General features: G+C 52.5%; 17 protein-coding genes and 3 pseudogenes. 7 read left to right on the top strand and 13 right to left on the bottom strand.

Annotated features, from left to right (window positions below):
- Positions 1-26: 26 nt before the first annotated feature.
- From O3W44_RS03835 to O3W44_RS03790, 10 genes and pseudogenes are all read right to left on the bottom strand, one after another.
- Entirely contained in the window at positions 27-866 is an 840-nt protein-coding gene (locus O3W44_RS03835; RefSeq protein ID WP_269292056.1) for a class I fructose-bisphosphate aldolase, read from the bottom strand.
- Positions 857-2,611 carry a glycerol-3-phosphate dehydrogenase/oxidase gene (locus O3W44_RS03830; RefSeq protein ID WP_269292055.1) on the bottom strand — a complete coding sequence of 585 codons (1,755 nt, stop codon included), beginning with the start codon at positions 2,609-2,611 and terminating at the stop codon, positions 857-859. The genes O3W44_RS03835 and O3W44_RS03830 overlap by 10 nt, the downstream gene beginning before the upstream one ends.
- Positions 2,604-3,593 carry a sugar-binding transcriptional regulator gene (locus O3W44_RS03825; RefSeq protein WP_269292054.1) on the bottom strand — a complete coding sequence of 330 codons (990 nt, stop codon included), beginning with the start codon at positions 3,591-3,593 and terminating at the stop codon, positions 2,604-2,606. Before O3W44_RS03825 ends, O3W44_RS03830 begins: the two co-directional genes overlap by 8 nt.
- Before the next feature lie 24 nt (positions 3,594-3,617).
- Positions 3,618-4,172 carry an ABC transporter permease gene (locus tag O3W44_RS03820; RefSeq protein WP_269292053.1) on the bottom strand — a complete coding sequence of 185 codons (555 nt, stop codon included), beginning with the start codon at positions 4,170-4,172 and terminating at the stop codon, positions 3,618-3,620.
- An 88-nt stretch (positions 4,173-4,260) separates the two neighbouring features.
- Positions 4,261-4,404 (bottom strand): hypothetical protein, encoded by a 144-nt coding sequence (locus O3W44_RS03815; RefSeq protein WP_269292052.1) that lies wholly within the window; start codon positions 4,402-4,404, stop codon positions 4,261-4,263.
- Positions 4,401-4,610, bottom strand: a complete 210-nt coding sequence (locus O3W44_RS03810; RefSeq protein ID WP_269292051.1) for a hypothetical protein — start codon at positions 4,608-4,610, stop codon at positions 4,401-4,403. Before O3W44_RS03810 ends, O3W44_RS03815 begins: the two co-directional genes overlap by 4 nt.
- Positions 4,601-6,115 (bottom strand): sugar ABC transporter ATP-binding protein, encoded by a 1,515-nt coding sequence (locus O3W44_RS03805; protein ID WP_269292050.1) that lies wholly within the window; start codon positions 6,113-6,115, stop codon positions 4,601-4,603. Before O3W44_RS03805 ends, O3W44_RS03810 begins: the two co-directional genes overlap by 10 nt.
- 10 nt (positions 6,116-6,125) lie before the next feature.
- On the bottom strand, positions 6,126-7,154 hold the full coding sequence (locus tag O3W44_RS03800; RefSeq protein ID WP_269292049.1) for a substrate-binding domain-containing protein: 1,029 nt from the start codon (positions 7,152-7,154) through the stop codon (positions 6,126-6,128).
- A 286-nt stretch (positions 7,155-7,440) separates the two neighbouring features.
- Positions 7,441-9,263 (bottom strand): annotated as a pseudogene (locus O3W44_RS03795) (glycoside hydrolase family 15 protein).
- Positions 9,264-9,366: 103 nt separating this feature from the next.
- Complete coding sequence (locus tag O3W44_RS03790; RefSeq protein WP_269292047.1) at positions 9,367-10,260, bottom strand: SDR family oxidoreductase; 894 nt, start codon at positions 10,258-10,260, stop codon at positions 9,367-9,369.
- Between the two features lie 741 nt (positions 10,261-11,001).
- Here O3W44_RS03790 and O3W44_RS03785 point away from each other — a divergent pair.
- From O3W44_RS03785 to O3W44_RS03755, 7 genes and pseudogenes are all read left to right on the top strand, one after another.
- Positions 11,002-11,490 carry a (2Fe-2S)-binding protein gene (locus tag O3W44_RS03785; protein WP_269292046.1) on the top strand — a complete coding sequence of 163 codons (489 nt, stop codon included), beginning with the start codon at positions 11,002-11,004 and terminating at the stop codon, positions 11,488-11,490.
- Positions 11,487-12,482 (top strand): FAD binding domain-containing protein, encoded by a 996-nt coding sequence (locus O3W44_RS03780; protein ID WP_269292045.1) that lies wholly within the window; start codon positions 11,487-11,489, stop codon positions 12,480-12,482. Before O3W44_RS03785 ends, O3W44_RS03780 begins: the two co-directional genes overlap by 4 nt.
- A pseudogene (locus O3W44_RS03775) lies at positions 12,479-13,300 on the top strand (xanthine dehydrogenase family protein molybdopterin-binding subunit); the annotation flags it as partial. The gene O3W44_RS03780 and the pseudogene O3W44_RS03775, both read left to right, overlap by 4 nt.
- A complete protein-coding gene (locus O3W44_RS03770) occupies positions 13,278-14,867 on the top strand; it encodes a xanthine dehydrogenase family protein molybdopterin-binding subunit (protein WP_269292044.1) in 1,590 nt (529 codons plus the stop codon). The pseudogene O3W44_RS03775 and the gene O3W44_RS03770, both read left to right, overlap by 23 nt.
- Before the next feature lie 51 nt (positions 14,868-14,918).
- Positions 14,919-15,368, top strand: coding sequence for a nucleotidyltransferase family protein (locus tag O3W44_RS03765; protein ID WP_269292043.1), 450 nt, complete (start codon positions 14,919-14,921; stop codon positions 15,366-15,368).
- Positions 15,369-15,478: 110 nt separating this feature from the next.
- A complete protein-coding gene (locus tag O3W44_RS03760) occupies positions 15,479-16,447 on the top strand; it encodes an XdhC family protein (protein ID WP_269292042.1) in 969 nt (322 codons plus the stop codon).
- Positions 16,448-16,550: 103 nt separating this feature from the next.
- Positions 16,551-17,934, top strand: a pseudogene (locus O3W44_RS03755) (M24 family metallopeptidase).
- Positions 17,935-18,075: 141 nt separating this feature from the next.
- On the opposite strand, the gene O3W44_RS03750 reads toward O3W44_RS03755, so the two are convergent.
- The 3 genes from O3W44_RS03750 to O3W44_RS03740 all read right to left on the bottom strand — a co-directional run bounded on the left by O3W44_RS03750 (position 18,076) and on the right by O3W44_RS03740 (position 20,485).
- The gene (locus O3W44_RS03750) at positions 18,076-19,089 is read right to left on the bottom strand and encodes a DUF1254 domain-containing protein (protein WP_269292041.1); all 1,014 of its coding nucleotides are present in this window, start codon (positions 19,087-19,089) and stop codon (positions 18,076-18,078) included.
- Entirely contained in the window at positions 19,086-19,673 is a 588-nt protein-coding gene (locus O3W44_RS03745) for a DUF1214 domain-containing protein (RefSeq protein WP_269292040.1), read from the bottom strand. The genes O3W44_RS03750 and O3W44_RS03745 overlap by 4 nt, the downstream gene beginning before the upstream one ends.
- A gap of 155 nt (positions 19,674-19,828) precedes the next feature.
- Positions 19,829-20,485, bottom strand: coding sequence for a DUF1254 domain-containing protein (locus O3W44_RS03740; protein WP_269292039.1), 657 nt, complete (start codon positions 20,483-20,485; stop codon positions 19,829-19,831).
- Positions 20,486-21,004: the final 519 nt, after the last annotated feature.

Genomic DNA, 21,004 nt, shown 5'->3' with positions numbered 1-21,004 from the left:
GGCGCACCGCTTAAGCGCCAGTAGACTTAACCTTGCTGACAGATGTCCAGTGCCTCCGCACCGCTTGCGCCGTTATGGATAATCGCCATCAAGGCTTTCACCACGCGCGCAGGGCTGTCGTGTTGATAAACGTTTCGGCCATAGACCATACCGGAAGCGCCTTGCGCCATCAGCGCCGCGCTTTTGTTCAGCACCGCACCTAATTCCCCTTTGCCGCCGCCGCGTACCAGCGTTGGACAGCGGGCCGCCTCTACCACGCGATGAAAATCGTCTACCCTGTCTGTAGGATCCGCTTTGATAATATCGGCACCCAATTCACGCGCCAGGCGTACCAGTGGCACAATTTTCTCTACGTCACCTGTCGAGCCGTAAGCAGCGCCCTGGCCTGCGGGTGCCATCACTAACGGCTCAATCATGAGCGGCATGGCATATTTGTCACACGCCTGACGCAGCCGGCCAATATTTTCCACGCACATTTTAAAAATGCCTGGCTCATCCGGGATCAGATAAAGATTAACCACCACGGCGGCAGCATCCATTTGCAGCGCAGCGAGGATCGGTTCGTCAGGATTATGCAAAACGGCCCACATTTCACGGTGTCGGGCGATGTTATAGGCGTTGCCAACATCGGTTCGCATGACCAGCGCCGGTTTTTGCCCCTCAACCCGCTGTAACAGATCGGCCTGGCCATAGTTCACCTGAATGGCATCGGGCTGAGCGAAAATCAGGTTCTTCATCACACTTTCAATATCCTGCAGCCCAACCAAAAAATCGGGCTCATTGGCAATGCCGTGATCGACAGCAACATCCAGACATTTGCCATGATTAAACAGGCGATTGATGCGCACTTTATGGGTTAACAGCATGTCGATTTTCCTCCTGAACAAGGGGGATTAAGTGAAGAGAGGCCATGAAAACGCGCCAGCCGGTCGCAGGTTTCGTCTGCCTGCTGCCGGGTGAACGCTTCGGACCAGTGCAGCGTCCCGGCAAACAGCTGTGCGATTTCGTTAATCAGAGAAAACGAAAGCTCGCCGCAGATCGCCATTGAGGTACGCCGAATCAGCAGATCGTCGAGTTGCTGCACCTGCTCATGTTGAATCAGATAGCGGATTTCATTCACGCTGTAGTCAGGATGATGGGTGAGTGCACGGTCATCCGTGGCGATCATGTCGGACAGCATCGGTTCGGCCCGTGTGCCATATCGCTGCACAAGCTGGCGAATGCGGGAAAGCGGCAGGCCGCTTGTGCTTGCCAGGCGTTCAAACCATGCCGCCCGATCCTGCGACAACGGTAATCCACGCCCACCGCCAATCGGCATCGCTGTGGTGGAAACCCTGCGCTTTTCACCCAGCAGGTGCAACACGCGATCGGCAGCTTCTTCGCCAAAGCGCCGAAAGGTGGTCCATTTTCCACCCACCAGGCATAGCGTAGGGAAATCGTGAGTCGCATCAGGCTGAAGCAGCACTAACGAGTGATTGCGTGAAATCTGTCCGTTAACTTTAGCCTCGCTGGCGGGCAGCGGGCGAACGCCACAGAAGGTATAAACGATCTGTTCATCACTGACGCTGACGTCCGGAAAGACAAAGGAGAGCGACTCCAGCATGTACGCTTTTTCTTCTTCCTCACACACCACCGTATCAGGATCGTCAACGCGAATATCAGTGGAGCCCAGCAGAACCTTGCCAAACCACGGGAACATAATGCAGACCCGTCCCTCCTGGTTCTCGAAGTAAACCATTTCCCCCGCCAACGCAGCGAACAGATCCGGATGATCGATAATCAAATGCGAACCTTTGGTGCCGCCAATCAGCCTTCGTCCGGCTTCGCCCGGCGCGAGGGTGTGATTCAGTTGGTCGATCCAGGCGCCGCTGGCATTCACCACTACGTGTGGTTGTAGCGTAAACCGCTCTTCGCTGAGCGTGTCTTGCAGCGTTACGCGATCGCCATCGGCGGCGATCACCCGGCAGTAATTCAGCGCCAGCGCGTCAGGGTTCGCCTGTTCTGCATCATCAACCAGTTCGAAACCTAACCGCTCTGGTGCAGCGATCCAGGCATCATAATAGGTGGCGCTGTATTTAACCCAGTCAGCAAATCCCGGCCAACGTTGACGGGTTGCGGCTTCACCACGCACTTCATGTCTGGGCATGGTGCCATTTTGTCGCGTATAAACATCGTAAAGGCTCAAGCCAGTCTTAATCAGCAGCGCGCCACGTCGGGTTGGCTTATCACTGAAACGGAAGAATCGTCGGGCGGCATTGACCATGCCGCCTCCCCAGTTATCAACCGGCACCGTGGTACGCAGAGGAAAAACGTAGTGCGGCGCATTTTTCAACAAGCGATCGCGTTCCGTCACCGACTCTTTTACTAAGCCGAACTCGCCCGTTTCCAGATAGCGTAAACCACCGTGGATCATGCGCGACAGCGCGCCGCTTGCCGCCTGACACCAGTCGCCTTTTTCCACCAGCACTGCTGCAATACCCTGAAGTGCCAGCTCACGAAAAGTACTGATGCCGTTGATGCCTCCGCCAATAATCAGCACCGGCACCTGACCGTGCTGACGCAAATAACTGAGCCGTTCTTCGCGGCTCCGTACCTTACGCTTTTCAGCCATAATGACCTCCCTCAGTTGCTGCCAGTTCCAGCACGCCCGCAGCGGTTGATTCCTCCGTTACCATCGCTTTAAGCCAGTGGCCCTGTAGCGCACAGTGAACAGGATCGATCTTGTTACGGCCTGCCACGACCGCCAGCGTAAAGGGAATACGCTGTAACTCAGGCAGCGTAAGGCCCACCAGTCGGCGGTTATCCTCAAAGGGGGCGGGCTGACCTGTAGCATCTAACAGCCACGCCAGCAGTTCACTGCGCGCACCGCTGGTTTCAATGCGGGCAGAAGCGTGACGGGCGCTCTGATTAAGATCGTAATAACTGGAACTGTTGCTGTGAATCGAGCCTAATCCCACCACGGCCAGCGTGGCGGTGCGCGCCTTTGCTAACACCTGATCGACGGCGCTGATGCTCATCAGCATGTCACGCTCCTCAGCGGAGTCGGTAAACAGCGGGGCGTGGATCTGCCAGGCATGACCGCCCAGGCGCGCCGCCATTTCAGACGCGACATGATTAACGTCAGTGTAGTGTTTCCCCTGAACGCAGCCCAGGGCAGGCACGACCTGAACGTTATATTTGCGGCCTGGCTGTAACGCCTCAACCAGCGCACTGACGCCTTTGCCACCGGTAATGGCAATCACATCACCATCTTTAAGACGTGACAGCAGAAACTCTGCGGCGGCAGCGCCGACCATCTGCAGGCTTTGCTCTTCGTTACCCGCAACGTTAGGCGCAACCACCACCTCTTGCAGGCCGCCCAGTTTAGCCAGATCGGCTTCAAGCTGGCGGGCTGAAAGCCAGGGCGATTTGATGGTGATTTCCACCATGCCGCTCTCTTTTCCCTGACGCAGCAAGCGGTTGATGGTCGCAACAGAGAGTCCTGTTTCCGCTGCAATGTCGGACTGCTTTTTTCCGTCAAGGTAATACATCACCAGAAGCTGGTAGATTTGACGTGTGTTCTGAAAGGCGTGATGTTCGCTGGTAAATTCCATCGGCTCTCCCTTTCTGTGGCGGGCTTAGCCAGCCCGGTATTTATTTAAAAGATGATCGATCGAAACCGCAGCCAGCAAAATTAATCCTTTGATCAGTTCCTGCCAGTAGACAGAGACATTGATCAGAATTAACGAGCTGGTCACGATAGAGAGCAGGGCAACACCGAGCACCGCGCCCAGTATAGATCCTGTGCCGCCTTTCAGACTGGCCCCGCCAATAACGGCGGCGGCGATAACATTCAGCTCCATACCGACGCCAAACGTTGGCGTCGCGGAACCCAGCCGCGCCATATAGATAATGCCTGCGACACCCGCCAGCGTAGACGTCAGCACGGTTACCCAAAGTTTGATGCGGTTGATATTGATACCGGAATAGGCGGCTGCCCGCTCATTGCTGCCGGTATAAAACACTTTGCGAAACAGCGTGGCTTTGCGCAGCAGAAAATCGAACAGCGCCACCAGTAAAAAGAACAGAATGATCACAAAGGGAATGCCATATACCGCGCCCTGACCGAGAAACTTAAAATTCACGGGCAGGGTAAACAGCGACAGCGGCGTACCCTGGTAATAATCATGCACAGGCCGCGCACAATCACCATCGCGGCAAGTGAGGCAATAAAGTGGCTCAGGCCGATTTTGGTTACTGTGAGGCCCATCAGCAAACCGATCAACGCCGCCGCCAGAATGCCCCCAGGCTCGCCAGCCAGGGATCGAGACCCTGTAAAAACAGCTGGCCGGCGACAACCATCGACAGACAAACTACGGCCCCCACGGAAAGATCGATGCCGCCTACGATCAGCAGGATCGTCATGCCCACCACGACGATCCCTCGATCGAGAAAGAGAGCAGCATCGCCTTCATGTTGGCCCAGGTGAGGAAATAGGGTGAATTAAAACTCATGACGATAAAGATCAGCGCGATGATGATAATCAACCCCGTCTCGCGCTGTTTGTGAATGCTGCCCAGCAGCGAAACGGGTGATTTACGTGCCAGGGGAAGAGGGGTATTCAGTGCCATACAGCCTCCGCTTCAGAAGGTATACCGGCGGCCAGTCGCATTAAATTTTCTTCCGTCATGGCGTCACCGGTTACTTCACCGCTGATGCGCCCTTCATGAATCACAATAATGCGATCGCACAGTCCGATCAGTTCAGGAAGTTCTGAGGAGATCACCACCAGGCCGACACCGCTGGCCGCCAGGCTGGCGAGAATGTGATAAATCTCCGCTTTGGCGCTGACATCAACGCCGCGCGTAGGCTCATCGAGAAAAACAATTTCAGGCTGAATTGACAACACTCGTGCTAAGGCGACTTTTTGCTGATTGCCTCCCGACAGTGACGACACCGGATCGCTCAGCTTGCCGCGCTTGAGTTTGACTTGCTGTGTCAGGGTTTCAGCCTGCTGTCGTTCACGGCGCGGGCTGAGTGTCAGACCATAATGGCTGATGGCCTTCACGTTTAACGCAGAGATATTCCATTCGATCGGCATATCCAAAAACAGTCCGGCGTCTTTGCGATCCTCTGAGAGGTAAACCATGCGCTGTGCAATGCTCTCGGCATAGTTTTTGAGGACAACCGGCTGGCCTTTCAGTGCGATTTCTCCCTGAGAAATTGCTGCCAGGCCGCAAATACCCTGGGCAATTTCACTGCGACCTGCGCCCATTAAGCCACCAATGCCGAGGATCTCACCGGGACGTAGCTGAAAGCTGATATCGTGAAAGCGTTTTCCGTCACCCAGCGCCCTGACCACCAGCAGGGGCAACTGCTGGCTGACCGGGCGCTTATCAGGATAGAGTTGCGACAGTTCACGGCCCACCAGCCGGGTGATGACTTCATCCTGCGTCATGCTACTCAGCGGTGCACTGTGTACGCTGCGGCCATCACGCATGATGGTGATATGCTGGCAAAGTGCAAAGATCTCAGCCATGCGGTGGCTGATATAGACCACGCAGATGCCCTGATCCTGTAACTGCCGCACAATCTTAAACAGCGTTTGCGCTTCCGGCTCCGTGAGTGCCGCCGTTGGTTCATCCAGAATCAACAGGCGACAATCCAGGGTTAAGGCTTTAGCGATTTCAACCAGCTGTTGCTGAGAAAGCGAAAGTTCGCGCACCTTTTGCGTCACCGGGATCGGGGCCAGCCGGTTCATAACCTGCTGCGCTTTTTCTTTCAACGCCTGATGCGGCAATAAAATGCCTGGATGGCTGGCGGCGTGTGCCATCCAGATATTTTCATACACGCTAATATCCGGGCACAGGGCGATCTCCTGGTGCACCAGGCCGATGCCCAGCTGTTGCGCTTCACGCGGTGAGCGAATCGAAACCACTTGCCCGTTTAGCACAATTTCGCCGCTATCGGGACGCAAAATACCATCGATGATATTCATCAGTGTCGATTTTCCCGCCCCGTTTTCACCCGCCAGCGCGTGGATTTCACCGGCTCGCAAGCACAGATCCACTTCCTGTAATGCTTTCACTGCGCCGAAGCGTTTACTGATGCCGCGTAATTCAAGTAATGGTGTCATGGCCAGCCCCTTACTCGTTAATGCCTTTAGTACCACGGCGTTTCAGATAGGCATCCCACCGAAAGTCATCAGCGTTATCTTTCGTGACCACAGCGTAACCGTTATCCAGAACCGGGAACGAGAAGGGATTAACACCGCTTTGCTTTGCATCATTCATCGGATCAATCAGCTCAGGGTGAGCAGCTAAAAACAGGGTAAGGAAGCCCATATAACCCTGAATGCCCTGATTAGGATTAATGGCACCAAAGACTTGCCCGCTCTTGATCATATCGAGCACTTTTGCGTTCACATCCACGGTCATTACTTTTACTTTGCCGCCGTTCTCAATTCCCGCCTGCGCAGCACCAATGGCTGAACTGGCTTCAGGCATAAATATGCCTTTTAAGTTAGGATTGGCCTGCAACATAGAAAGCACCGCGTTATAGGCTTTTGAGGGATCCTGATTGGTTGCTGCGCGCGCGACCAGCCTGCTGTCTGGAAAAGCGGTTTTCATCTCTGCGATAAAGGCACTGACGCGACGATCATGATTATCCTGTCCTGGGTTTTCCAGAACGGCAAACTCTGCGCCTTTGCCCATTGCTTTACCCAGCTCATCTGCTGCGGCTTTGCCTTCGCGATCATTATCCGAGGTAATATAGGCCACGCGCTTACTGTTGGGGGAGTCAGCGGCAAACGTTACTACCGGAATGCCCATCTCTGCGGCACGGTTAATCGGTTCAATAAAAGGATCGGGATTCATGGGATGCAGGAAAATGCCTGCGGGCTTTTGCGCTAATACCTGCTCAAAGCTGGCGAGTTGCTGGTTAACGTCATAAGCTGGCGTGCCACCATAAACGGTTTTACAGCCAAACTGATGTGCCGCCTGTTTAAACATTTCATAGACCGGAAACCAGTATTCCACGCCCGTAACCATCACGTTCATGTAGTAGGTTTCACCTGGCTTACAGCGAAACTGCGGCGTACTTTCGGCGGCCTGGAGAGAGGCACTCAGGCAGGCAGCAAACGCCAGCCCGGCCACAATACGTGTCAATTTTTTCATTTTTTTCCCCGTGAACGTTGAGTGTTGGCTCAGCCGTGACAGCAAAACAACGGAAAAACGAGCCGGGGTAACGCCTGAAAATTATTTCAGCAATGAGAAATAATTTTCACGAGGTATAAGAGAGGCGGGCATAAAGGTCAATTTGAGGTTAAAAAAATGTTTTATATATGTGACTACCTTCACTGAGAGGGGAAATAGATCTTTTTTTTCTGAGGCCAGCACGCCTTAAATTAACAAGGCGTACCGGAGGATCGTAAGGGCAGGTTCAGACGAAGAGTGAGAAGAGTCAGTTTTTATTCTGATGATCAGAGATGGCCTGCGCTGCGCAAATCATCGCTAAGTGGCTCAGCCCCTGAGGCATATTGCCACGCCAGCATCCGCTCTGAACATCAAACATTTCATTAAATATATCCACATTTCCATGCTGATCCAGGGTCGCCAGGATCTGCTCCATTATCGTTTTTGCCAGGTCGGTTTCACCCAGAGACGCCCAGGCTTCTGCCAGCCAGAAAGAGCAGGCGAGAAAGGGGCTTTCCTCTTTTTCAACACCGCTGTAGCGATAAAGCATGCAACCATTTTGTCCCAGCTCGCGTTTGAGGGCATGGTAAGTTGAACGCATCCGTTCCGGATTGACCTGGTTACCGTAGCGATGAACCAGCGCGAGTGAGGCATCCAGACGCTCTTCACTGCCAACATAAAACAGATAAGCCTGTTTCTGTTCTGACCAGCAATGGGTTTCAATCCAGTCACTGATACGGTCGCGCTCACGTTGCCAGCGTCCTACCCAGGTGGGTTCAATATGTTTATCTTTTGCCATCGCAACCGCGCGATCTAAGGCCAGCCAGCAGGCCATTTTTGAGTGCGTGTAGTGCTGCTCTTCTGGCAATTCCCAGATGCCTGAATCCCTCTGTCGCCAGTTGTCAGCACAGCAGTTAGCCAGTTCGCCCAGCATGCGCGATGTGGTGAGATCCAGTACGTGTCCGGCCTCTACGAACAGTTGCGCTGTCGCCAGCATGTCGCCATACATACTCAGCTGAACCTGATGGCGGGCGTTATTACCGATACGCACGGGTTTTGATGATCTGTAACCGGTTAATGCCGGATAGCGTTCTTCCGGGACTTCTTCGCCGTTAAGGGTGTAGCAGGCATGCAGCTTAACGCCGTGGCGAATAATGGTTTTTGACAACCAGGAAAATGCAGCTTTGGAATCTTCCAGCGCGCCCAGGAAAATGAATGCTTTGATAATCAAACAGGCATCCCGCACCCAGGCGTAGCGATAGTCATAATTTTTATCACCGCCCGTTCTTTCAGGCAGGGAGGTCGTGGCTGCTGCTGCCAGCGCACCGGTTGGTGAGTACCAGAGAAATTTAAGCGACAGCGCGGAACGTGTCACCAGGTCAGGATAACAGCCTTTATAGCGTAAACTCTCTGCCCAGTCGCGCCAGGCGGTATCACTGGTTTCGATACGGGCGTCAATGGCGGCAAGTTCCGGCACGGCCAGCGGCTCATTTTCACTGATTAATAACGCACACAGCGAACGGGAGCCGGGGATGTGCGTAATCTGCCTGTGATCTCTTCGTCGTCGAGATGAACAATATCAATATCTTTGCTGGTGTGGACCATCGCCATGACATTAGCGATATGAAACACTTTTCCCTGCTGGCTTTCTGCAATCCACGGCGAGCGGGTTTCAGCGGCGGTGCCAAAGCGAAGCCTGATCTCCAGTTCAACGTCGCCTTCAACACCTTCAATACGTCGTGCCAGTTCACTCCAGGGTAACCGACCCGCCAGTGTACTGTTGATCGACTCGGTCATCAGCACGCAACCGCTGTCAGTTTCGAAGCGCGTTTCCAGCACATTGCTGTTATCACGATACCGCCGTGAAACACGATAAGGGTCACGGGGAACAATTTGAAAATAGCCGCCAATATTGCAATCAAGCAGGCGATCAAACAGCGGTTTGGCATCAAGATTAGGCGCGCACCACCAGTCAATCGAACCATCGGGCGCAATCAATGCTACTGAACGGCCTTCACCAATTGCGGCGTAAGCCCCTAACTCAACAAAGCTCTCTTTTCTGATCGGCGAATGAAACGACTGATTTTCCATATTGATCATCCTTGTACAGAAAAAATGACACACTGAAACAATGCAGGGAGTGGCTGGCTGAACAGAACAGTGGCCGCGTAGAGCGGCCACATACCGGAAGAGATTAAAGCGTGCCGGTTCCTCCATCGGTGCACCAGACCTGACCAGAGGTGTAGCTGGTTTCGGTTGACGCCAGCGTCACATAGAGTGGGGCGATTTCAACCGGCTGACCGGGACGACCCAGCGGGGCAGATCCACCGAACTGTTTAACTTTTTCCTGTGGCTGACCCCCACTGGATTGCAACACTGTCCAGAACGGGCCAGGCGCTACCGCATTGACGCGGATGCCTTCTTCACCTAATTGTTGGGCGAGAGCTTTGGTAAACGCCACGATAGCCGCTTTAGTCTGAGCATAATCGAGCAGAATATCGCTTGGCTTAAAGGCCTGTACGGAAGAGGTGTTAATAATGCTGGCGCCACGCGGTAAATAATCGACTGCCGCTTTGGTGATCCAGAACATGGCATAAACATTTGTTTTAAAGGTGGCGTCGAAATCTTCTGTACTTAATGTCCGAATGGACTCATTAAATTGCTGGCGACCGGCGTTATTAACCAAAATATCCAGGCCACCTAATTGATCAACGGCGTCTTTAACTAATTGCTGGCAAAACGCTTCCGAACGAATATCGCCGGGCAAAGCAATCGCTTTACGTCCTTCCGCCTGAATCAGTTTAATTACTTCCGCTGCATCCGGCTCTTCTTCCGGCAGATAGTTAATCGCAACATCTGCGCCTTCGCGGGCATAAGCAATCGCAACGGCGCGACCGATACCTGAGTCGCCCCCTGTGATCAGCGCCTTACGGCCCGTCAGACGACCGGTTCCGCGGTAACTGGTTTCGCCGTGATCGGGAACCGGTATCATCTTACTGGCTAAACCTGGTGGGTTTTGCGGCTGTTCTTCAAAGGGTGGTTTCGGGAATTCATTCAGGTCGAGAGTCTTGTTCGTTGGCGTTGTCATATCGTGCTCCTTGAACATTGTTATCAGAGAATTTAAGCCTGGCACAAAGGTGATATTTGTCACATCTGACAGCTGACTAATTGAACAGCAGAGCGATATTTAAATATGGTCACTGGCAAGCGCAGCGTAAATAAACGCAGCGACATAACGCTGTTTGGCCATATTTCCGAAGCAAATTAGCCAGACAATTAATCGCGTTTCAGGCTCCGCACGCTAATAAAGAATTTATTCTTCATCATTTCTGTCTGCTTTTATCAACTCTCTCTGCTGACAATAAAATTGGGCGCTGGTTTTACACTTTCTTCCAATGTGAAATATTTAATAACAATTCATCCCAACGCAATTTGTGCTTCTCTGTAAACCCATTGTGTAAAAAAACCTTTCTTTCTGTCAGCAAAAGCTGGCGCAGCGGTAAAAAGTTAACCTTACGTGCGGCTTTTTCCGCTGTGGCTCATTTATTAGCGCAGCTAAATAGCCTGATTAACAGAGCGGCATAATCAACGTAAATATTTCTGTTAGGATTTTTAGAACCCACTGTAAAAAGTGTGGTTTTACCGTGTCAGCAAGATTGATGATTATCAAAGGTTTTCTGCCGGGCTTCATAACATAAACCAGGCTCGTGCTGCGTTAGCACCTTTGATCTTCAGTATCGAACCCTTTCCGCACCCTGCGGGTAGTGAGCAACCTGGTAATGCGATGCCACTGGGTTTGAATTTCCCTTCACTGGAACAGGTAAAAGCAATGTCTGAGAAAATCGCGATTCAATTGATCATCAACGATGAACCGCATCGGTTTGAGATCGATCCAAGAGTGACGCTGCTGGATGCGCTACGTGAGCATTTGCAGCTGACGGGTACGAAAAAGGGCTGCGATCAGGGGCAGTGCGGTGCCTGCACCGTACACCTGGATGGCAAGCGAGTGTTGAGCTGTCTGACATTAGCTGCACAGGCTGAAGGCGGACACGTCACCACCATTGAAGGACTGGCTGAAAAAGAGGGCACGCTGCATCCGGTGCAGGCCTGCTTTTTGGCTAACGATGCCTTCCAGTGTGGCTACTGCACACCGGGCCAGATTATGTCGGCGGTCTCCTGCATCAAAGAGGGCCATGCTGGCAGCGATGCGGAAATCCGCGAATACATGAGCGGCAACATTTGCCGTTGTGGTGCCTATCCTCACATTGTCGAAGCGGTTAAGCAGGCTGCGGCCCAGATGTCAGGAGAATCCACATGAATACGTTTATTTTCAAAACGCCGACGTCTGTCGATGACGCGATTAACCTGAACGCTTCTGGCCCGTCCCGGTTTTTAGCGGGAGGGACAACGATACTCGATTTAATGAAATGCAATGTAGAAGATCCACAGCAGCTGGTGGATATTTCTCGCCTGAAAGCATTGCGTGATATTACCTTCACACAGAACACCATGCGGATTGGCGCGCTGGTGCGCATGAGCGAACTGGCATCGCATGCTGAATGTCAGCGGCGGGCTCCTGCTATCTATGACAGTTTATGGCAGGCGGCGTCACCGCAACTGCGCAACATGGCCACCATTGGCGGCAATTTACGCCAGCGTACTCGCTGCGCCTACTTTCGCGATCCTGCTACCTTTCCAGCCTGTAATAAACGTCAGCCGGGTTCCGGTTGCTCTGCACTGGACGGGATTAACCGCGGGCATGCCATTTTAGGCGGCAGCGAAGCCTGTGTTGCCGTCTATCCGGGCGATTTAGCCGTCGCCTTAACCGCCTTTGACGCGCAGATTGTCTTACGCAATGCGCAACAGCAGGAGCGTCGCGTACCGGTAGAAATGTTTTTTCTGCTGCCGCAACACACGCCTCATCTGGAGCATGATATTGCCGCTGACGAAATGATTGTGGCAGTAGAAGTGCCTTTATCCTCCGCCCTGAAGCACTCTCACTATATGAAAGTGCGCGACCGCGCCTCTTATGAATTCGCGGCGGCCAGTGCGGCCGTGGGGCTTGAGATGCATGGCGATACCATTAGCGATATCCGTATTGCGCTGGGGGGCGTTGCGACTAAGCCCTGGCGTGCTGACGAGGTTGAAGAGGCGTTGCGCGGCAAACCCTTTAGCGAAACGCTGATCCGTCAGGCTGCCGAACGGGCGGTGCTGAATGCCAAAGCGTTAACGCATAACCATGCCAAAATCGTTCTTGTCCCTCGCGTTATCAGTCGGGCTTTGTTAATTGCTGCAGAAAAGGTGTCATGAAACATTTACCAGACAAAACGCGAAGAAATCTGCTTAAAGCGACTGCCGCGGTTTCGGTGGTCGCAGCCGGAGGTCTACCTGTGAAAAGTGTTCGCGCTGTACAGCAAAATCAACTACCACTGTCAGAGAAAGAGAGACCGCAACAGGGATTAGGTGCCGTGCCACAGCGCAAAGACGGTACGCTTAAAGTAACGGGCAAAGCCACCTATGCGGCTGAACATTCCCGCGAAAATTTACTTTATGGCGTGGTGGTGCAGTCAACCATTCCGAGTGGACGTATTACCGAAATGGATACCCGTGAGGCGCAAAATGCGCAGGGCGTCATTGCGATTTACTCCCATCTCAATAGCCTGAAAATCAACAAGCCCGATGCCATAGCCGATGGTGGTGCCGCTCAGACAACTTACACACCGATTCAACACGATCGCATTATTCATAACGGGCAAAACATTGCGCTGGTAGTAGCCGAAACGTTTGAGCAGGCAACCTATGCTGCATCGCTGGTTAAGGTTAAGTACGCGGAAACGCCTGCGCTGATCTTTCCTGAAGATAAAGGCGCTAAGCCACAGGATCAGGAATCACTGGCCATCAATATCGGTCATGCCAAAGAAGCGATGGAGAGGGCGGATGTCAGGATCCGCGCTGAATACGTTACACCACGTGAATATAACCAGCCGATGGAGCCGCACGGCTGTATTGCGCAATGGCAAGGCAGCAAATTAACGGTATGGGAGCCAAGCCAGTGGGTGGCCGGAGCGCGCGCTGAAATTGCCAACTGGATGGGAATCGACAGCCATGATATTGAGATTATCTCGCCCTACGTGGGCGGCGGATTTGGCTCAAAAGCCTCACCCGCCACCCACGTTGCGCTGGCCCTGCGCGGCTGCGCGTGCGTTAAAGCGCCCGGTCAAAGTTGTCCTGACACGTCCGCAAACCTTCACCGGCTTTGGCGGTCGCGCGTCAACCCACCAAACGCTGGAAATGGGGGCAACGCAAGAGGGCAAGATTTTGTCGATCATTCATCACGGCTACAACGAAACCTCTCTGGAAGATGTTTTCGCTGAGGGCACCAACCGCGTCACTGCGCGCATGTATGGGATCGAAAACGTCACCTCTCATCATAGCGTTGTGCCGATCAATACGGCGACGCCGGGCTGGATGCGGGCACCGGGCGAAAACCCCAGCGCATTTGGCATTGAAGTTGCCATGGATGAGATGGCCAGTGCGCTGAATATCGATCCGCTGGCGTTGCGTCTGATCAACTGGGCCGATCATGATTACGAACTTAACAAGCCCTGGAGTTCCCGCAGGCTAAAAGAGGCGTATCAAAAGGGGGCTGACGCTTTTGGCTGGAGCAAACGTCCCATGGCACCACGCTCAATGCGTGAAGGGCGCGAACTGATTGGCTGGGGAATGGCGTCCGGCACCTACCCGGTTAACCAGCAGCCCGCCGAAGCGATGTTAATTCTGCAACCCGATGGACAGCTGACGGTGAAAAGTTCTGGCGCGGATATTGGCACCGGCACCTATACCATTCTTGCCCAGACGGCAGCCGAGGTTTTAAACATTCCACAGGAGAGGATAAGCGTAGAGCTGGGAGATACCCGGCTGCCTTTAGCGGGTGTTGCGGGCGGTTCTCAGCTGGCGGGAAATCTCACGGCGGCGGTATTCAAAACCGCACTGGCGGTGCGCGAGCGGCTATTTACCCTGGCTGTTGATACGCCAGACTCGCCGCTGTACGGTACGCCGCGCGACAAACTGGTGATCATGGATAATGCGGTTGCCATGACCCTGCGGCCCAGTCGTCAGGTTACCTTTGCCGATCTGCTGCGCCTGTCGGGTATGCCTGCGCTGGAAATTTCTGCGAATACCTTTGACGAAGGGGCCACTCCTGCGGAGCGTGATAAATTAATGAGCAGCCTGAGCACCATCACCCGTCCGGAAGAGGTGTCAGCCCACAGCTGGAGTGCGCTGTATGTTGAAGTCGCCGTTGACGAAGATTTCGGCACGGTGCGCGTCCGGCGCATGGTCGGCGCTTTTGACAGTGGACGCCTCTATAACCCTGCGCTGGCGCGAAGCCAGTGGATTGGTGGAATGGTCATGGGGCTGGGCCAGGCTTTGCTGGAAGAAGGGATGATCGATCCGCGAAACGGCAGGGTAATCAATAATAATCTCGCCGATTATCTGGTTGCTGTGAATGCAGATGTGCCAGAAATCACGACGATTGATGTGGGTGAACCCGATTATAAAGCCACGACTTTGGGCGGTAAGGCGGCTGGGGAGCTTGGCATTGTTGGCGTCGCTGCTGCTATCAGTAATGCTGTGTTCCACGCCACGGGAAAACGTGTGCGCGATTTGCCGATCACGCTGGATAAACTGGTCTGATACCTGAATGCGCAGGGGATCGCCCTGCGCTTATTGAAGAGTGCGCTGCTCATGAACATTGCAATTTTGATTATGGCTGCCGGCCTGGGACGGCGTTTTCGCCAGCACGGCGGCGGAAACAAGTTGCTGGCTGAGATTGATGGCATCCCGCTTCTCAGCCATACGCTGCATCAGGCGCTGGAAACGGGTGAAGATGTGTATGTGGTTACGCGGCCTGAAGAGGCGAATATCCATTCTCTTTTGCAGGGCTGTCAGCGGATTGATTGTCAGAGCGATGGGCTGGGCGAATCCATCGCGGCTGGGGTAAGGGCAACGGCTGAATATCAGGGCTGGATTATTGCGTTAGGGGATATGCCCTGGCTTCAGACGTCGAGTTATCAGGCAGTGATAACTGCCCTGAAATCTTCACCGATTGTTCGTCCGGTTGTACATGGTCAGCCAGGCCACCCTGTGGGGTTCAGCCAGGCTTTTTTATGCGCAGCTGGTGGGGTTAAAAAATGATGAAGGTGCCCGCTCGCTTTTGCTTACCCATCCACCCCGGCTCCTTGCCCTGAACGATCCGGGCTGTCTCAGCGACGTCGATTATCCGGCTATGTTAACGGGAGAAAAACATGATCACGCTTGATCAACGTGTTATTGAGTGCGCGCTGGCGTGGCATCAGGCGCAGCAGTCTGTCTGGTTATGTACCGTTTTACATACCTATGGTTCCTCACCGCGTGCGCCTGGCACCATGATGGTGATTAATCATCTGGGAGAGCATTGCGGCTCGCTTTCCGGCGGCTGCATTGAAGAAGATTTTCTGCAACAACTCTCATCAGGCGCTTATCGCGAATGCAGTGAGATTGTGCGCTATGGAGAGGGAGGCTTGCGTCCCAGTGTCGTGTTGCCCTGCGGTGGCAGTGTAGACGTATTGATTGAAAACCTGCCTGCTGATGAAGAGAGTCTGAAACTGCTTGAGGCTATGCAGGCCGCGCTAACAGGTAAACAACACCTGGTTAAAAAGCTGTGTGTGGGGCAACGGGCGCAGTGGCACACTGTGCCGCCAGATCAAAGGCTGCCCGCCTTATCTCACGATCCGCAACAGGTCGTGATCCCGGTCGGAGCCGTACCCGTGCTGCTCATTGCGGGCTACTCGGTCGTGGCGTTTGAGTGTATCCGGCTGGCATTGATCCTCGGATTCAGGGTCACCGTTTGTGAATACCGGGCAGAGCAGCTTGCTGAAATTGAGCGTCATTTCGGCGCAGATTTTAATGTCAGCATTGTTCCGCAGCATCCTGCCAAATGGCTGGAAACCCATGAGATCAGCAGTAAAGTCGCTATTTTGTCACTGACACACGATCCGCGTATTGATGAGCTCACCATGATGGAGGCGGTAAATACACCCGCTTTTTATCTGGGGGTAATGGGATCAGCTAAAAACAGCGCAAAGCGCCGACAGCGCCTGGTCGAGTTCGGTGGGCTGAACAGTGATGAGCTTTCACGTATTCAGGCTCCGGTTGGCATGCGGATCGGCAGTAAAACGCCCGCAGAGATCGCCTTGTCAGTCATGGCTGACGTGGTGCGGGTGAAAAATAGCTAAGGGACTTTATTCCGGAACAGCGGCTTTATTGATGTGATCCCGGTTATTACTGTGCAGGTTAGTGTATTAACCTGCTTAATAACCACGTTTACAGGTCAACACCATGAAATCACATTGCCGCTACGTCTTAAAGAAGATCCCGCCACCGCATGTCTTTCGTCACGCTCGTCGCCATTTTCTTGCCAGTGAGACGATGAAGCAGCGACTTGCCGAAATCGTGCGGTTAATGAGGTTACAGGGACTCAACCACCTGGTTATTTACGCAGATAAAGAGCACGGTGGAAATTTTGAGTACCTGGCAGGGTTTATTCCGCGCTTCGAAGAGGCGTTGCTGGTGGTCAGTGAAAAAGGCGAGCTGACTTACATCATGGGCAATGAGAACCTCAAACTGGTTCCTTTTGCCCGTCTTTCAGGTGCCTGTCTGCATGCTCCGGTTTTTTCTCTGCCTAATCAACCCATGGAAAACGATCGGCCACTCTCCGCGTTACTGGCGCGCGCAGGGGTGATGCCGGGTAACAAAACAGGGGTAGTGGGCTGGAAGCTGTTTACCGGACAGCAGACGCCGCTGTTTGATGTACCAGCTTTTATCTTCGAGGCAATTAAACAGGCTGCTGGTGGGGCAGAGAAGGTCATCAACGCCACCGGAATTTTTATCTCGCCTGAATATGGTGCCCGGCGCCTGAATCGGGCAGATGAGCTCGCTTTTTATGAATATGGCGCCAGTCTCGCTTCTGGCGCTATGCTTTCTGCCCTGGACGCCGTGGCACCGGGCAAAACTGAAAAAGAAATTGGGCAATTGCTGATGGCAGATGGACAGCCGAACACTGTCATCACCATTGCGGCGACGGGCGATCGTTTCACCCACGCTAATCTTTATCCCTCAGACAAGCTTATTCAACGGGGGATAAGATGTCGCTTACCGTTGGTTATAAAGGGGGTTAACCAGCCGATCCGCTTATGTGGTTGCGGCGGCCAGCGATCTGCCTGAAAACGTTTCTGACTGGCTCACCCGGCTGGCTATCCCTTACTACCATGCCGTGGTGACATGGCTGGAAAGTTTGCGTATTGGCATCACCGGCGGAGAACTTTATGCTGCCATTGAGCATGTCTTACCGAAAGAGAAGTGGAACTGGCATTTGAATCCAGGACACCTGGTGGCGGATGAAGAGTGGCTCTGTTCGCCGATAGATAAACATTCAGCTATTGCGCTTGAGAGTGGCATGCTGTTGCAAATCGATATCATCCCGTCTTTACCCGGCTATGGCGGTTGCAGTATTGAAGATACGGTTGCGCTTGCCGATGGCGCATTGCAAAGCAGGTTAGCGACCGATTTTCCTGATGTCTGGGCCAGAATGCAAAGCCGGAAAACCTATCTAAGCGAAGTGCTTAATATAACGTTGTCTGAAGATGTCCTGTTGCTGTCGAACACGGTAGGGTATCTGCGTCCTTTTTTACTCGATAAAGCTTGTGCGCTTATCCGGCAGTAAAACGCGCCGGTTGTGTTCATAATGAGACAGTAACGCCTTTAGTTACAACACACATATTATTTCCTTAAAACAGGATGCATTAACATCAAAGCAGTAAAGGCTCAGCAAAAAACAGGGCAGCCGTGGCTGCCCCATAATGGGTTATTTGGTCACCGGTTTTACATCAGGCAGGGTATATTCGCCTTTCAATACTGAAGGGCCTGGCCGATAAACGCGCATCAGGAAATTCCATCCATCACTGATGTCCAGACGGTTATCCACCTCGCCGCATGCGTCGCGTGAACCAAAGTAGGTGGTAAAGCTGCCGTCAGAATTCAGCTTGACGTTATTTCCGTTCAGCACGGCATTGTCACTTTTCATATAGCCATCAGCTCCATAGACAGTGACTGACCAAAAGGCTTTATTTTCTGGCACCTGATACGTTGCTGTGTAACATTGATCTGCCGGAAGGTGGGCATTGTAGTTAATGTAGGTCGCATCTTTATTAGCAAACAGACCCCACGCGCCCGCAGCGGCCAGACGGCGACTTTCATCATTAACCTGACCGCGTGGCCCTTGCCATTCATCCGGGTAGCGTTCAAACGTTGAAAATTGCTTTTCATATTCTGCGCGTAATTTATCGAGTGAAGCAGGATCCCAGTCAGGCTTTGCAAAAGGCACGGCGCTGTTTGCGTGAAGAACAAAACCATCCTGTATCCGGTTAGCTTCTTTAACATCAGCTGGATTGCCGGAGTCGAGTAACTGAACCCGAATAGCCAGGAAAACATAATCGGTATTACGCGGCAGCGACCAGGTGCCGGGCTTATAAATAACGTCCTGCGCATAATGATCGTTATCTAACACCAGAACTGAAACATAGCGGTTCGCGGGGAAATCAGGCACGGTCAGGGTAGCGCCTTTACGTACATCAACAATGGCAGAGGAATACAGCGTGTCTTTATTCATTCTGACCACGCCCTGGCTGGCCAGTGCTGGCGGTTGGCGATAGTAAAAGAACTTATTCACGCCGCCAGCCTGTTGAGCAAAATTATAAAAATAGCGATCAGACTCCGCGCGAATAAATGTTTCTGGCGTGACTTCTTTGAGCTGTGGTGCCGCGACCAGCGTAGAGCAAAACGGCAGCGTACAGGCTAACAGTAATAATTGTTTTTTCATGGTTTCTCCGATCTAACAGCTTCTTGTAATGATGGTACTTTCCATTGCCCATTCAGCACGCTGGGTCCAGGCAAGTAGAGACGCATAACCACATAAATTGGCCCGTCTGGCGCGGGTAGCCAGTTCGATTCCAGGGATTTTCCAGGCGAATGGCTTTGGAGGTAGAGCGTAAACCCGCCATCGGTATTGCGTTTGAGATCGGTTAACATCGCTGAGTTAATCAAATAGCGATTGATGGGGTTGTCGACCAGGAATTTTGTTTTACCGTCATACATCGTAATCGACCAAAATGCGTTAACCGGCGGTAGCTGATCGCCTGCGAATGTTAACTGATAATTGGCTTTTGAAGCATCCAGCGGATGGCCCGCCTTGTCCAGTTGCCACGCCGGATAAATCGCTTCTTCTGCGGAATTGCCATACAGGCCAAGTTTCGCCCCCACAGCGCGTTCAAGATATTTTCCTTTCATCTCTTCTGGCGTACCAAAATAGCCAAGGGAGGAGGTGACCTTTAACGCCGTTGACACCAGCGTTTTTTCTGCATCTTTTTGACCCTGAGCAATCGCCGCTAAAATCTCGGGTGACAATGCCGGCGGCCAGGGTTTGCCCGCCCCAATGCCGATTTGGCTAAAACGCTGTAACAGGGCCGATTCGTAAGGTAGCGGCGGGCTAAACTGAAGCAGGAAATTTAAGGTTGAGAAGGTCTGATCGGGTATTTGGTCACGGCTGATAACTGGCCAGTTTACTGCGGGGAAGTTGTTGGAGCTTTTTGGCCTAAATAGCTGCTTAGCGGCTCGACGTTATACTGACGCTGAATCTGTTTTACGTTCTCAATATCTTCAGGGGATTTAAGTTGAGTACGGAACTGTGAAAACATCAGAGAGGTCGGGCTAACCACAATTCGTTTTATTCCTTTCGGTAATTCACCGTGCCAGCCCGGACCGGCAATTAAAAATTTGCCTCCTGCGTTACCGTCGCGTCGCGTCCCTAAATAGTCGACATTATGTGAATAGAGATCCACCAGTTGTAAGGAGTAATAGCGGTCTTGTTCAACCGGTGGAAGCGTGACCACTAAAGGTTCAGCGCGGAGATCCATAATCAGGTAAGAGTAGGGTGTATCAGAATTTGGCGTCACCACGCCAGTATCTTGCGGACCAAAAACCTTAGGAACATTGTTAATTTGATTAACAGGACCTTTATATTGCTCGCCATTTTTGTCCAGCGCCCAGGCGTAAATACTGTTGTAATTTTCTGTCATTGGGTAGCCATAAAGCCACGCTTCCTGGGCAATCTGACGCGCCTGTTGTGGCGAAACAGCACTGACATTGGCGAATAGCTGGCCGCTAAAACACGCGAGTAAAACAGCGGGCAAACAGTGTTTTTTGAGTTTATTTAACATAAAGAGTTTTCCTGTTAAGGCATAACGCTGAACCGATTAAAAGCAGTAAGCGCAATCAAGATTGCATTCTGAGCCTGAGGGTTTAAGGGCGACGTGAAATCGATAATGATCGCCATCTTTAAGCGCGGGGAGTTGTAAGGGAGGCGAGATTAAATCCGTCAGTGTTGTCTCGGGAATGGCTTGTGAAACCTTCACAACATATGCAACTTCAGTCTCTGTTTTCATGTTGACCTTAAGAGCATTTTAAACAAGCGGGTAAGGTTTAAGTCAGTCCATACGGTTCGTGATAATTTGTCTGGGTGAATATTGAGGCGGGTAATTATATCCAGCTTGTGCACCATTAAACTGGATTAAAATTCATGAAAAGTTGTCTTCCTTCAAAGAAAAGAGATCTGTTGTGTAAAGTTGAGACAGCCTGGTACTAAATCGAGATGCTCATCCGTTATGTGAGATGTGCGCATGTCAGCATGTCCGCAAAATTGAACCCACTTCAGTAATGCCACCCCATTGAGTTTGCGG

Origin of the sequence: Pantoea sp. LMR881 (genome assembly GCF_027157825.1) — a bacterium.
GTDB classification, from domain to species: domain Bacteria; phylum Pseudomonadota; class Gammaproteobacteria; order Enterobacterales; family Enterobacteriaceae; genus Pantoea; species Pantoea haifensis.
This window is presented reverse-complemented; position numbering and strand designations above follow the sequence as displayed.